The sequence below is a fragment of the Streptomyces sp. NPDC007929 genome, assembly GCF_042959065.1.
In the GTDB taxonomy this organism is placed as follows: domain Bacteria; phylum Actinomycetota; class Actinomycetes; order Streptomycetales; family Streptomycetaceae; genus Streptomyces.
Genome location: NZ_JBIBKD010000003.1, coordinates 195,851 through 209,716, shown reverse-complemented (window position 1 = coordinate 209,716; position 13,866 = coordinate 195,851). Strand labels below are relative to the sequence as shown.

Here is a 13,866-nt window from a genome sequence, read left to right as displayed (position 1 = left end):
ACCATCATGAAACGCACAGTCGTCGCGATCTCCGCCGTCGTCCTCCTGCTCCCGCTCACCGGCTGCGGCGGTGACGCCGAGGCGGGCAGCGGCTCCACGGTCACCGTCACCGTCGGCTACCAGTCCAGGACGATCAACACCGTCACGGCGGGCACCCTGCTCCGCTCGCTCGGCGCCTTCGAGAAGCAGCTGAACTCCCTGCACGACGGCGTCCGCTACAAGGTGGACTGGCAGGACTACGCCACCGGCGCCCCCATCACCGCCCAGATGACGGCAGGGAAGATCGACATCGGCTCGATGGGCGACTTCCCGCTGCTCATCAACGCCGCCCGCGGCAAGCAGCTGAACAGCCCCACCCGCCTGGTCTCGGTCACCGGCTACAACCTCCGCGGCGGCCTCAACACCATCGTCACCGCGCCCGGCTCCCAGCTGACCGCGTTGAAGGAGCTGAAGGGCAGAAAGGTCTCCACGAGCGTCGGTTCGGCCGCCGACGGCACGCTCGTCCGGGCTCTCCAGCGTGCCGGCCTCGACCCGAACGAAGACATCGAGAAGCTCAACCAGCAGCCCTCCGTCGGCGCCTCCGCCCTCACGGCGGGCAGCACCGACGCGCTCTCCCAGTTCGTCGCCTGGCCCGGCCTGCTCGCCTTCCAGGGCAAGGCGAAGGCGCTCTACGACGGTGCCCGGCTGAACCTGCCCACCTTCCACGGCGTCACCGCCCGCGAGGACTTCGCGAAGGAGCGCCCGGCCGTGCTGGAGGCCTTCCTGAAGGCCCAGGCGCAGGCGACCGACCATCTGAACGAGCACCCGGTGGACGCCGCCGAGAAGGTCGCGAAGGCCACGGGCCTGCCCGCCGAGGTCGTCTACCTCTACAACGGCGATCACGGCATCGCCACCTTCGACCCGGCCATCAAGCCCCAGCTCGTCTCCGCGCTGAAGCAGGACGTGTCGGTCCTCAAGGCGGCGAAGCTCACCGGTGATGTGGACGTCGACTCCTTCGTCGACGACCGGTACGTGAGGAAGGCCCTCGGCCCGGCGGCGTACGCGGAGCATCTCGCCACGAAGCCCGCACCGGCCGCGAGTGAGGCCTGGCCCAAGGGCGCCTCGAAGACCGTCACGTTCAACTCCCCCTCCAAGCTGTTGCGTTACGTCGCCGGGCACCGCGGCGAACTGCGCGCCGCCTACGTGCCCGACACCACCACCGGCACCCTCTGGTTCGCCGACAAGGCGGTGTGGGTGGCCGACGGTGACAAGCTGCTGCCCTTCGTCGCCCCCGACACCGCGCGGGCGTACCTCGCCGGGCACGGTGGAGCGCGCGTGGTGCCGTACGCCGACGCCCTGGAGCGGGCGTCATGAGGCGGTACGCGCTGCGTGGGCTGTCGCTGGCCGCCGCCCTCGGCCTGTGGCAGGCGCTGACCAGCCTGGACGTCGACCTGTGGCTGCGCTTCTCGCAGTTCCCGACGGTCACCGACGTGGCCCGGACCTTCGCCGCCCGGGTGTCCGGGCCGGACTACTGGACGGACCTCACCGACAGCCTCACCCGGATCCTCACCGGCTTCCTGCTGGCCGCCGTCCTCGGGGTGGCCACGGGCGTGCTCGTGGCGCGCTCGCGTCTCGCCGAGGACCTGCTCGGCCCCGTGCTGGAGGTGATCCGGCCGATCCCCGCCATCGCCCTGGTCCCGGTCGCGATCCTGCTGTTCCCCTCCAACGAGCAGGGCATCGTCTTCATCACCTGCACCGCCGCGTTCTTCCCCGTCCTGGTCTCCACCCGGCACGCGGTGCGCGCCCTGACGCCCGTGTGGGAGGAGGCCGTGCGCACCATGGGTGGCGGCCGGTGGCGGGTCCTCGTCTCGGTCGTGCTGCCGGGTGCGCTGCCCGGTGTGTTCGGCGGCCTGTCCGTCGGCATCGGCGTCTCGTGGATCTGCGTGATCTCCGCCGAGATGATCTCCGGCCAGTACGGCGTGGGTTACCGCACCTGGCAGGACTACACCGTCGTCGACTACCCCGGTGTGTTCGTCGGCATGGTCACCATCGGCGTCCTGGGCTGGCTCACCTCCACGGCCGTGGAACTGCTGGGCCGCCGCCTCACCCGCTGGCTGCCCCGCACCGCGTACGTGCCCGGGGCCCGGCCGCCCCGGCCCGACCGGTCCGTGCGCCCGGCACCATCCGCCCCCGCGCCCGCGCCCGCCCCAGCCACCGCCACCGCCACCGCCACCGCCACCGCCGGCACCCGATCCGAGGAGGCACGCGATGAGCACCTCGTCTGAGGCCGTCTCCCACCCCCTGGCCGGAGACCCGCCGGACTCAACACCCAGGACGGCTCCCGAAACCGCCCCCGCCACCCCGGGGCACGGCACCCGGCTCACCCTCACCGGCGCCTCCCTCGGCCGCCCCGGCGCACCCGCCCTGGACAAGGTCGACCTGGACGTCGCCCCCGGCGAGATCCTCACCGTCGTCGGGCCGTCCGGCTGCGGCAAGTCGACCCTGCTGCGCACCCTGGCCGGCCTGCTGGCGCCGCTCGCGGGCGGGATCACCCAGGACGGGCGGGCACTGACCGGCCCCTCGGCCGAACGGGCCCTGGTCTTCCAGGAGGACGCCCTGCTCCCCTGGCGCACCCTGCGCGCCAACGTCGAACTACCCCTGGCCATCCGCGGCGTGCCGCGCGCCGCACGCCGCGAGGAGGCCCAGGTCTGGCTGACACGGGTCGGACTCGGCGCGCAAGCACGGCAGTTGCCGCACCGGGTCTCCGGCGGGCAGCGCCAGCGCGTCCAGCTGGCCCGCGCCCTGGCCGGGCGCCCGCGCGCCGTCCTGATGGACGAGCCGTTCGGCGCGCTCGACGCGCAGACCCGGGCGGGCATGCAGGACCTGCTGGTGGAGGTGCTCCAGGGCACGGGCGCCACCGTCGTCTTCGTCACCCACGACGTGGACGAGGCCCTGTTCCTCGGCGACCGCGTGGCCCTGCTCGGCGCGGGCGGCCTCGTCGCCGTCCGGGACATCCCCCGCCCGCGCGAGCGCGGCGCGCACGACGACCCGGCGCGCGTGGCCCTGCGGCGCGACGTCCTCACCTCGCTCGGTACCTGAAAGGCACCCCGGTGACCACCTCCGTGAACCCCCCTGCGGACACCTCCCTGGCCGTCCCGTCCCTCGCCGACGCCGAGGAGCTGACCTGCGACGTCCTGGTCATCGGCGGCGGCACCGCCGGCACCATGGCCGCGCTGACCGCCGCCGAGCACGGCGCGAGCGTGCTGCTGCTGGAGAAGGCGCACGTCCGCCACTCCGGCGCGCTCGCCATGGGCATGGACGGCGTCAACAACGCGGTCATCCCGGGCCGCGCCGAACCCGACGACTACGTCGCCGAGATCACCCGCGCCAACGACGGCATCGTCGACCAGTCCACCGTCCGCCAGACCGCCACCCGCGGCTTCGGCATGGTGCAGCGGCTGGAGTCCTACGGCGTGAAGTTCGAGAAGGACGAGCACGGCGACTACGCGGTCCGCCAGGTGCACCGCTCCGGCTCCTACGTCCTGCCGATGCCGGAGGGCAAGGACGTCAAGAAGGTCCTCTACCGGCAGCTGCGGCGGCGCGAGATGCGGGAGCGGATCCGCATCGAGAACCGGGTGATGCCGGTGCGGGTCCTCACGGCGGGCGGGCGGGCCGTCGGAGCGGCGGGCTTCAACACCCGCACCGGGCAGTTCGTGCAGGTACGCGCGGGCTCGGTGGTCCTCGCGACCGGCGCCTGCGGCCGCCTGGGCCTGCCGGCCTCCGGCTACCTCTACGGCACCTACGAGAACCCCACGAACGCGGGCGACGGCTACGCCATGGCCTACCACGCGGGCGCCGAACTCACCGGCATCGAGTGCTTCCAGATCAACCCGCTGATCAAGGACTACAACGGCCCGGCCTGCGCCTACGTCGCCAACCCCTTCGGTGGCTACCAGGTCAACCGGCACGGCGAGCGGTTCGTCGACTCCGACTACTGGTCGGGCCAGATGATGGCCGAGTTCGCCGCCGAGGTCGCGTCCGACCGGGGCCCGGTGTACCTGAAGCTGAGCCACCTCCCCGAGGAGTCGGTCTCGGCCCTGGAGACGATCCTGCACTCCACCGAGCGCCCCACCCGGGGCACCTTCCACTCCGGCCGCGGCCACGACTACCGCACCCATGACATCGAGATGCACATCTCCGAGATCGGCCTGTGCGGCGGCCACTCCGCCTCCGGCGTCCGCGTGGACGAGCACGCCCGCACGACCGTCCCCCGGCTCTACGCCGCCGGCGACCTGGCCTGCGTGCCCCACAACTACATGATCGGCGCGTTCGTCTTCGGAGACCTGGCGGGCGCGGACGCGTCCCAGTACTCGGCGTACGAGGGCGAGTTGCCGGCCGACCAGCTGCGGGAGGCGCACGAGCTGATCTACCGTCCGCTGCGCAACCCCGACGGCCCGCCGCAGCCCCAGGTCGAGTACAAGCTGCGCCGCTTCGTGAACGACTACGTCGCTCCGCCCAAGTCCGGCGCCCGGCTGTCGCTGGCCCTGGAGGCATTCGAGCGGATGCACACCGACATCGCCGATATGGGCGCCCGCACCGCGCACGAACTGATGCGCTGCGCGGAGGTCAGCTTCATCCGCGACTGCGCGGAGATGGCCGCCCGGTCCTCGCTGGCCCGCACGGAGTCCCGCTGGGGCCTCTATCACGACCGTCTCGACCATCCACGGCGCGACGACGCGTCCTGGTTCCACCATCTCGATCTGCACAAGTCCCCCTCTGGTGCGATGGAGTTCACGGCACGCCCCGTGGCCCCCTATCTCGTTCCGGTCGACGGCTTCGATCCCGTCGGTGGCCCGCCGCGTGTCCTCGGCGAGGTGCACGCCGAGGACGTGGCCACGGCGGGCTCGCGTGACCTGGCGCCGGTCGCGGCGGCGGTGGGAGCGGCGGGGCCGGCGCCCACTGCGGCGCCGCCGACCACCGCCACCGCCCCTTCCGGTGAGGAGTCCGCCGCCCGCCTGCTCGAACTCGTCGCCCTCGCCGAGGTGGAACCCGAACTCGACGCCCTCCGGCCCTACTTGGGCGATCCCGTCTCCGCCGTCCGCCGTGCGGCCGTCGCCGTGCTCACGGAGACCCTCCCGCCGGGGACGGGCACCGCGCTCGCCGCCGCCCTGCGCGACAGCGCCGCCGAGGTGCGTGCCGCCGCGGCCGCGTCACTGCGCGAGCTGGTCGAAACGCTCCCGGCCGAGCCGGACCTGCGCGACGGCCTCGCCGCCGCCCTGGCCGAGCCGGACCCGGTGGTACGAGCCGCGGCCCTGGACGTCCTGCGCGCGCTGCGCCTCGGCGACGCCTCCCTCTTCGCGGGCTCCCTCACGGACTCTCTCGCCGACTCCGACATCGCCGTCCGCATCGAGGCCGTACGCGCCCTCGTGTCGGTCGACGCGGCAGGCGAACTGGCCGGTGCGGCGCTCTCCGACCCCTCCCGCGAGGTCCGGGTGGCGATCGCCAAGGGTCTGGCGGCGGTGGGTGCCGAGCGGCCGGTGGGTGACGCCCCGGACGGCACCGACCCCACCGCCGGTGTCATCGAAGCGGCCCTCACCGGCCTCCTCGACGACCCCGATGCCCTGGTGCGGGCCGCGGCCTACGCGGCACTGGGCACCACCGGCTGCCCGGCGCCCCTCACCGCGCGCGCCGTCGCCGCCCTGTCCGAGACGGCCTGGCAGGTGCGGTCCGGAGCCGCCACCGCCCTGTCGGTCGCCGACCCCGACGTCGCCGTCCCGGCGCTCGCCAAGGCCCTGGCGGACCCCAACGCCGACGTCCGCAAGGCCGCCGTCCTGGCGCTGACCCGGCACCGCGGCGCCGAGGAGGCCCGGGCTGCGCTCGCCACGGCCACGACGGACTCCGACGCGGATGTCAGGGCGTACGCGGGACGGGCGCTCTGACCGGCCGGGCTCCCGAATGCCCCTGACCCGGCCGGAGCCCGGCCCCCTGTCCGGACGTCATATCCAGTCGTCGGGCTCCGGCTCCTCGTCCATCTCCGGCCAGTGGTCCGGCTCGCCCGCGTCCCGACCGGCGGCGTGAGCCGGAGCCTGGCCGGACGCCGTCGGGGCCGGGGACGGGCCACCCCCGGACGCGGATCCCGCCGCCGAGGACGGGTCACCCGCGGGCGCGTCGCCCGTCGGCCCGTCCAGCGACGCGAGCACCTCCAGTACACCCTCCCCGTAGGTGGTGAGCTTCTTCTCGCCGACGCCGCTGATCCCGCCGAGCTCCCCCACCGACCTCGGCCACACCGTGGCGATCTCCCGCAGGGTGGCGTCGTGGAAGATCACGTACGCCGGGACGCCCTGTTCACGAGCCTGCTCGGCGCGCCAGGCACGCAGCGCCTCGAAGGCCGGCAGCAGTTCCTCGGGCAGCTCGGCGGCGGCCGCCTTGCCCTTGCGCTCGCCGCGCCCGGAACCGGAGGACGAGGACCCCGACCGTGAGGTCACCGGCTTCTTGGGCTCCTTGCGCAGCGGCACGTCGCGCTCCCGCCGCAGCACCGCCCCGCTGGCCTCGGTCAGCACCAGAGTGCCGTACTCGCCCTCCACGGCGAGCAGCCCCTGCGCCAGCAACTGCCGTATGACGCCACGCCATTCGGCCTCGGTCAGTTCCTCACCGATGCCGAACACGGACAGCTGGTCGTGGTCGAACTGGATGACCTTGGCGGTCCGCTTCCCCAGCAGGATGTCGACGATCTGCACCGCGCCGAACTTCTGCCCGCGCTCGCGCTGCAGCCGGACGACCGTGGACAGGGCCTTCTGCGCCGCGACGGTGCCGTCCCAGGTCTCCGGCGGGGTCAGGCAGGTGTCGCAGTTGCCGCAGCCGGACGGGTCGGGGTCCTGGCCGAAGTAGGCGAGGAGCTGGCCGCGGCGGCACTGGGCCGTCTCGCACAGTGCCAGCATCGAGTCCAGATGGGCCTGGGCCCGGCGCCGGAAGGCCTCGTCGCCGTCACCGGACTGGATCAGCTTGCGCTGCTGGATGACGTCGTTCAGCCCGTAGGCCATCCAGGCCGTGGACGGCAGCCCGTCGCGGCCGGCGCGGCCCGTCTCCTGGTAGTAGCCCTCGACCGACTTGGGCAGGTCGAGGTGGGCGACGAAACGGACGTCCGGCTTGTCGATGCCCATGCCGAAGGCGATGGTCGCGACCACGACCAGGCCGTCCTCCCGCAGGAAGCGGGACTGGTGGGCGGCGCGGGTGCCCGCGTCCAGGCCCGCGTGGTACGGCACCGCCTCGATGCCGTTGCGGCTGAGGAACTCGGCGGTCTTCTCCACCGAGTTGCGCGACAGGCAGTAGACGATGCCCGCGTCGCCCGCGTGCTCCTCGCGCAGGAAGCTCAACAGCTGCTTCTTGGGGTCGGCCTTGGGCACGATGCGGTACTGGATGTTGGGCCGGTCGAAGCTCGCCACGAAGTGCCGGGCCGCCGGCATGTGCAGCCGCTCGGTGATCTCCCGATGCGTCGCGTGTGTGGCCGTCGCCGTCAGCGCGGTGCGCGGCACGTCCGGCCAGCGCTCGCCGAGCAGGGACAGCGCCAGGTAGTCGGGGCGGAAGTCGTGGCCCCACTGGGAGACGCAGTGCGCCTCGTCGATCGCGAAGAGGGAGATCTTGCCGCGGGAGAGCAGGTCGAGCGTGCTGCCCAGCCGCAGCCGCTCCGGCGCGAGGTACAGCAGGTCCAGCTCGCCGGCGAGGAACTCGGCCTCCACCATCCGCCGCTCGTCGAAGTCCTGCGTGGAGTTCATGAACCCGGCTCGCACGCCCAGCGCCCGCAGCGCGTCCACCTGGTCCTGCATCAGAGCGATGAGCGGGGAGACGACCACGCCGGTGCCCGGCCTGACCAGGGACGGGATCTGGTAGCACAGCGACTTGCCGCCACCGGTCGGCATGAGCACGACGGCGTCGCCGCCGGCCACCACATGCTCGATGACCGCTTCCTGCTCACCCCGGAAGGCCTCGTACCCGAAGACCCGGTGCAGCGCGGCCAGTGCCTCGCTCGCGTCGGCCCCGAGGGGCCCGGCGGGACCACTGCCCGCGCCGGTCCCGGTCCCGGCCGACCCGGCCCCGGTCACCCCGGCTCCGGTCACCGCGTCCAGTTCCGTCATCACACCCGTCCCGCCCGTCGCGCCCATCGTTGCGTCCCCCGTGCGTCGCGCTTCGACCACTGCGTCCACCATAGGCGCCCGCACCGACAGCCCCGGAGTTATCCACAGGTCCGCCCGGTACGGCTGCGTCAAGGACACGATCGTCGTTCACCCGTTCGCAGGAGACCTGCCCGTTTTCGGCGGATAGTCTGAACGCACGGGCGAGCGTCCGTCCCATGGGAGCACTGAAGCTGTGCTCCTGGCGATCGAGGTCGTCTCCGAGGACTCCGTCTCCCGCGACCGCGAGACCAAGCCCTTGAAGTACGCGCGGGCCAAGATTCCGCACTCCTGGCGGGTCGAGACCGAGAACGGGCGCGCTGCGGTGCATGTCTTCGAGCTGGAGCCGACCACGGGTGCGTACACCGGCGTCAACATCTTCCGCGAGCGGATGAGCGGACGTTCCCTTCCCGGCAGACCTGGACCTCACGCAGATCCGGGCGCGCCGGGGCAGGACACCATAGGCCTGGACAAGCCGCGGCCCGGTACTCCTGACGGAGGTACCGGGCCGCAGCCTTCGTGTAAGCGGCGTCAGCGGACGAACACCCCCGCCGACCCCGCCAGATCCAGGAAGTACTGCGGCGCCACACCGAGGACCAGTGTGACCGCCACGCCCACGCCGATCGCCGTCATCGTCAGCGGCGACGGCACCGCCACCGTCGGGCCCTCCGGTCGCGGCTCGCTGAAGAACATCAGCACGATGACGCGGATGTAGAAGAACGCCGCGATCGCCGACGAGATCACACCGACGACGACGAGCGGGGCCGCCCCGCCCTCCGCCGCCGCCTTGAACACGGCGAACTTGCCCGCGAAGCCGGACGTCAGCGGAATGCCCGCGAAGGCCAGCAGGAACACCGCGAACACCGCCGCCACCAGCGGAGACCTGCGGCCGAGCCCCGCCCATTTGGACAGGTGCGTCGCCTCGCCCCCGGCGTCACGGACGAGCGTGACCACCGCGAAGGCGCCGATCGTCACGAACGAGTACGCAGCCAGGTAGAACAGCACCGACGAGACGCCGTCGGGGGTGGTCGCGATGACACCCGCGAGGATGAACCCGGCGTGCGCGATCGACGAGTACGCCAGCAGCCGCTTGATGTCGGTCTGCGTGATCGCGACGATCGCACCGCCCAGCATCGTGACGATGGCCACGGCCCACATGACCGGCCGCCAGTCCCAGCGCAGGCCCGGCAGGACGACGTACAGCAGCCGCAGCAGCGCGCCGAACGCCGCCACCTTCGTCGCCGCCGCCATGAAGCCGGTCACCGGCGTCGGCGCGCCCTGGTACACGTCCGGCGTCCACATGTGGAACGGCACCGCGCCCACCTTGAACAGCAGGCCCATCACCAGCAGCGCGGCGCCGATGAGCAGCAGCGCGTCGTTGCCCATGGTGCCGGCGAGCGCCGGGTTGACGTCCTGCACGGTGCCGTCGACGACCTGGGCGATCGTCGCGTACGACATCGAGCCCGCGTAGCCGTAGAGCAGCGCGATGCCGAACAGGGTGAACGCGGAGGCGAAGGCGCCGAGCAGGAAGTACTTGACCGCCGCCTCCTGCGACATGAGCCGCTTGCGGCGAGCCAGGGCGCACAGCAGGTACAGCGGCAGGGAGAGGACCTCCAGCGCCACGAACAGCGTCAGCAGGTCGTTGGCCGCCGGGAAGACCAGCATGCCGGCGACCGCGAACAGCAGCAGCGGGAACACCTCGGTGGTGGTGAACCCGGCCTTGACCGCGGCCTTCTCGCTGTCGCTGCCCGGCACGGAGGCGGCCTGCGCGGCGAAGGAGTCCACGCGGCTGCCGTGCGCCTCGGGGTCCAGGCGCCGCTCGGCGAAGGTGAACAGGCCCACCAGCGCCGCCAGCAGGATGGTGCCCTGGAGGAACAGGGCCGGTCCGTCCACGGCGATCGCGCCCATCGCCGCGATGCCCGCCTTGGTCGTGCCGTACCCGTCAGCCGCGAGCGCCACGACCGCGGCGAAGGCGGCGGCGAGGGCGACGACGGACACGAACATCTGGGCGTAGTAGCGCGACTTCCGCGGGACGAACGCCTCGACCATGATCCCGACGACCGCCGCGCCGACGATGATCAGGGTGGGGGCGAGCTGCCCGTATTCGATCTTCGGCGCGTCGATCTTGGCGATCGGGTCGGCCGCGGTTGTCCACAGGCTGTGGACGGCTGTTGCGCTCACTTGGCCGCCTCCACCTCGGGCTGGGGGTCCTTCTTCTGGACGTCGGACATGGTCTGCTTGACCGCCGGGTCGATGATCTGCGTGACGGGCTTCGGGTAGACGCCCAGGAAGATCAGCAGGACGACCAGCGGGGCGACGACCGCGAGCTCACGGATCCTGAGGTCCGGCATCGCGGAGACCTCCGGTTTCACGGGGCCCGTCATCGTCCGCTGGTAGAGGACGAGGGTGTAGAGCGCGGCGAGGACGATGCCGAAGGTGGCGATGATGCCGATCACCGGGTAGCGCGTGAACGTGCCGACCAGGACCAGGAACTCACTGACGAACGGCGCGAGACCCGGCAGCGACAGGGTCGCGAGGCTGCCGATCAGGAACGTGCCGGCGAGCACCGGGGCGACCTTCTGCACTCCGCCGTAGTCGGCGATGAGCCGCGAGCCGCGCCGGGAGATCAGGAAGCCCGCGACCAGCATCAGCGCGGCCGTCGAGATGCCGTGGTTGATCATGTAGAGCGTCGCGCCGGACTGGCCCTGGCTGGTCATCGCGAAGATGCCCATGATGATGAAGCCGAAGTGCGAGATCGACGCGTAGGCCACCAGCCGCTTGATGTCCCGCTGGCCGACCGCGAGCAGTGCCCCGTAGATGATGCTGATCAGGGCGAGGACGAGGATCACGGGTGTGGCCCATTTGCTGGCCTCCGGGAAGAGCTGGAGGCAGAAGCGGAGCATCGCGAAGGTGCCGACCTTGTCGACGACCGCGGTGATGAGCACGGCGACCGGAGCCGTCGACTCCTGCATGGCGTTGGGCAGCCAGGTGTGCAGCGGCCACAGCGGTGCCTTCACCGCGAAGGCGAAGAAGAAGCCGAGGAACAGCCAGCGTTCGGTGCCGGTCGCCATGTCGAGCGTGCCGTTGGCCCGGGCCTCGGCGATCTCCGTCAGCGAGAAGTTCCCGGCGACCACGTACAGGCCGATCACCGCGGCCAGCATGATCAGGCCGCCGGCCAGGTTGTAGAGGAGGAACTTCACGGCCGCGTACGACCGTTGGGTCGCCGCCGCCTTCTCGCCGTGCTCGTGGGCACGGTCCCCGAAGCCGCCGATGAGGAAGTACATCGGGATCAGCATGGCTTCGAAGAAGATGTAGAAGAGGAAGACGTCAGTGGCCTCGAACGAGAGGATCACCATCGCCTCGACGGCCAGGATCAGGGCGAAGAAGCCCTGCGTCGGCCGCCACCGGCTGCTGCCGGTCTCCAGGGGGTCGGCGTCGTGCCAGCCCGCCAGGATGATGAAGGGGATCAGCAGCGCCGTGAGCGCGACGAGCGCCACGCCGATGCCGTCCACGCCCAGTTCGTAGCGGACGCCGAAGTCGGCGATCCAGGCGTGGGACTCGGTGAGCTGGTAGCGGTCGCCGTCCGGGTCGAAGCGGACCAGGACGGTGATCGCCAGGACGAGTGTGGCGAGCGAGAAGAGCAGCGCCAGCCACTTGGCGGCGGTGCGCTTCGCGGCCGGTACGGCCGCCGTGGCGATCGCCCCGACGGCCGGGAGCGCCGCTGTCGCTGTCAGCAGAGGAAAGGACATCGGTATCAGACCGCCCTCATCAGCAGGGTCGCGGCGACGATGATCGCCGCGCCCCCGAACATCGAGACCGCGTAGGAGCGGGCGAAGCCGTTCTGCAGCTTGCGCATCCGCCCGGAGAGGCCGCCGACCGAGGCCGCCGTGCCGTTGACGACGCCGTCGACCAGGGTGTGGTCGACGTAGACCAGGGACCGCGTGAGGTGCTCGCCGCCGCGGACCAGGACGACGTGGTTGAAGTCGTCCTGGAGCAGGTCGCGCCGGGCGGCCCGGGTGAGCAGCGAGCCGCGCGGGGCGACGGCCGGGACCGGGCGGCGGCCGTACTGGGCCCAGGCGATGGCGACGCCGATGACCATGCAGGCGACGGTCGCGCCGGTGACCACGCCCGCGCTGATCGGCGGGTTGCCGTGACTGTGCCCGGTGACGGGCTCCAGCCAGTGCATGAACCGGTCGCCGATGCTGAAGAACGCGCCTCCGGCCACCGACCCGACGGCCAGCACGATCATCGGGACCGTCATGATCTTGGGCGACTCGTGCGGGTGCGGCGGCGTGTACGCGCCGCGTGTCTCGGCGGCGGGCTCCACGTCGGGCTGGGCCGGGGACGGCGTCGGTGCGTTGCGCCAGCGCTCCTCGCCGAAGAACGTCATCAGCATCACGCGCGTCATGTAGAACGCGGTGATGGCCGCGCCGAGCAGGGCGCAGGCGCCGAGGATCCAGCCCTCGGTGCCGCCCTTGGCGAACGCCGCCTCGATGATCTTGTCCTTGGAGAAGAAGCCGGACAGGCCCGGGAAGCCGATGATCGCCAGATAGCCGAGGCCGAAGGTGACGAAGGTGACCGGCATGTACTTCCGCAGTCCGCCGTAGCGGCGCATGTCGACCTCGTCGTTCATGCCGTGCATGACCGAGCCGGCGCCGAGGAACAGGCCTGCCTTGAAGAAGCCGTGCGTCACCAGGTGCATGATCGCGAAGACGTAGCCGATGGGGCCGAGGCCCGCGGCGAGGATCATGTAGCCGATCTGCGACATGGTCGAGCCGGCCAGGGCCTTCTTGATGTCGTCCTTCGCGCAACCGACGATCGCACCGAACAGCAGCGTGACCGCGCCGACGATGGTGACGACGAGCTGCGCGTCCGGCGCGCCGTTGAAGACGGCCGCGGAGCGGACGATCAGGTAGACACCGGCCGTCACCATGGTCGCGGCGTGGATGAGGGCCGAGACCGGGGTCGGGCCCTCCATCGCGTCCCCGAGCCAGGACTGCAGCGGCACCTGGGCCGACTTGCCGCAGGCGGCGAGGAGCAGCATCAGCGCGATCGCGGTCAGCTTGTCCTCACCGGCGGCACCGGCGAGAGAGGCCTCCGCGTGACTGCCGAGCACCGGCTCGAAGGCGAAGGTGCCGAACCACAGGAACATCAGCATGATCGCGATGGACAGGCCCATGTCGCCGACGCGGTTGACCAGGAAGGCCTTCTTCGCGGCCGTGGCGGCGCTGGGCTTGTGCTGCCAGAAGCCGATCAGCAGGTAGGAGGCGAGACCGACGCCCTCCCAGCCGACGTACAGCAGCAGGTAGTTGTCCGCGAGGACGAGGATCAGCATCGCCGCGAGGAACAGGTTCAGATAGCCGAAGAAGCGGCGGCGCCGCTCGTCGTGCTCCATGTACCCGACGGAGTACAGGTGGATCAGCGATCCGACGCCCGTGATCAGCAGCACGAACGTCATGGACAACTGGTCGAGCTGGAAGGCGACGTCCGCCTGGAAGCCCTCGACCGGGATCCAGCTGAACAGGTGCTGGGACATCTCGCGGTGTTCGGCGCTCTGCCCCAGCATGTCGGTGAACAGCACCAGGCCGAGCACGAAGGAGACGGCCGCGAGCGCGGTGCCGAGCCAGTGGCCGACGGCGTCCAGCCGCCGGCCACCGCACAGCAGGACCGCCGCTCCGAGCAGAGGCGCCGCCACCAGCAGCGCAATGAGGTTCTCCAC

The 13,866-nt window shown here is 71.6% G+C and carries 8 protein-coding genes and 1 pseudogene; 5 read left to right on the top strand and 4 right to left on the bottom strand.

What is annotated here, in order from left to right:
• Positions 1-6 precede the first annotated feature (6 nt).
• Genes ACFZDE_RS10545 through ACFZDE_RS10530 form a run of 4 tightly spaced genes read left to right on the top strand, consistent with a single transcriptional unit; the run spans position 7 to position 5,918 of the window.
• Complete coding sequence (locus tag ACFZDE_RS10545; protein ID WP_391199301.1) at positions 7-1,353, top strand: ABC transporter substrate-binding protein; 1,347 nt, start codon at positions 7-9, stop codon at positions 1,351-1,353.
• Positions 1,350-2,264, top strand: coding sequence for an ABC transporter permease subunit (locus tag ACFZDE_RS10540; protein WP_391199298.1), 915 nt, complete (start codon positions 1,350-1,352; stop codon positions 2,262-2,264). Before ACFZDE_RS10545 ends, ACFZDE_RS10540 begins: the two co-directional genes overlap by 4 nt.
• Positions 2,248-3,078 carry an ATP-binding cassette domain-containing protein gene (locus tag ACFZDE_RS10535; RefSeq protein WP_391199296.1) on the top strand — a complete coding sequence of 277 codons (831 nt, stop codon included), beginning with the start codon at positions 2,248-2,250 and terminating at the stop codon, positions 3,076-3,078. The genes ACFZDE_RS10540 and ACFZDE_RS10535 overlap by 17 nt, the downstream gene beginning before the upstream one ends.
• A gap of 11 nt (positions 3,079-3,089) precedes the next feature.
• Entirely contained in the window at positions 3,090-5,918 is a 2,829-nt protein-coding gene (locus tag ACFZDE_RS10530; protein WP_391199293.1) for a fumarate reductase/succinate dehydrogenase flavoprotein subunit, read from the top strand.
• A 57-nt stretch (positions 5,919-5,975) separates the two neighbouring features.
• Here the strand turns inward: ACFZDE_RS10530 and recQ are convergent, their stop codons facing one another.
• Positions 5,976-8,111, bottom strand: a complete 2,136-nt coding sequence (recQ, locus tag ACFZDE_RS10525; protein WP_391199291.1) for a DNA helicase RecQ — start codon at positions 8,109-8,111, stop codon at positions 5,976-5,978.
• A gap of 226 nt (positions 8,112-8,337) precedes the next feature.
• Here recQ and ACFZDE_RS10520 point away from each other — a divergent pair.
• Positions 8,338-8,611: pseudogene (locus tag ACFZDE_RS10520) on the top strand (Uma2 family endonuclease); the annotation flags it as partial.
• Between the two features lie 67 nt (positions 8,612-8,678).
• Here ACFZDE_RS10520 and nuoN read toward each other — a convergent pair.
• From nuoN to nuoL, 3 genes are read right to left on the bottom strand one after another with little or no spacing between them, the layout of a single operon-like run.
• Positions 8,679-10,328 carry an NADH-quinone oxidoreductase subunit NuoN gene (nuoN, locus tag ACFZDE_RS10515; RefSeq protein WP_391199289.1) on the bottom strand — a complete coding sequence of 550 codons (1,650 nt, stop codon included), beginning with the start codon at positions 10,326-10,328 and terminating at the stop codon, positions 8,679-8,681.
• Positions 10,325-11,896, bottom strand: a complete 1,572-nt coding sequence (locus ACFZDE_RS10510; RefSeq protein ID WP_391199286.1) for an NADH-quinone oxidoreductase subunit M — start codon at positions 11,894-11,896, stop codon at positions 10,325-10,327. Before ACFZDE_RS10510 ends, nuoN begins: the two co-directional genes overlap by 4 nt.
• A 5-nt stretch (positions 11,897-11,901) precedes the next feature.
• On the bottom strand, positions 11,902-13,866 hold the full coding sequence (gene nuoL / locus ACFZDE_RS10505) for an NADH-quinone oxidoreductase subunit L (RefSeq protein WP_391199283.1): 1,965 nt from the start codon (positions 13,864-13,866) through the stop codon (positions 11,902-11,904).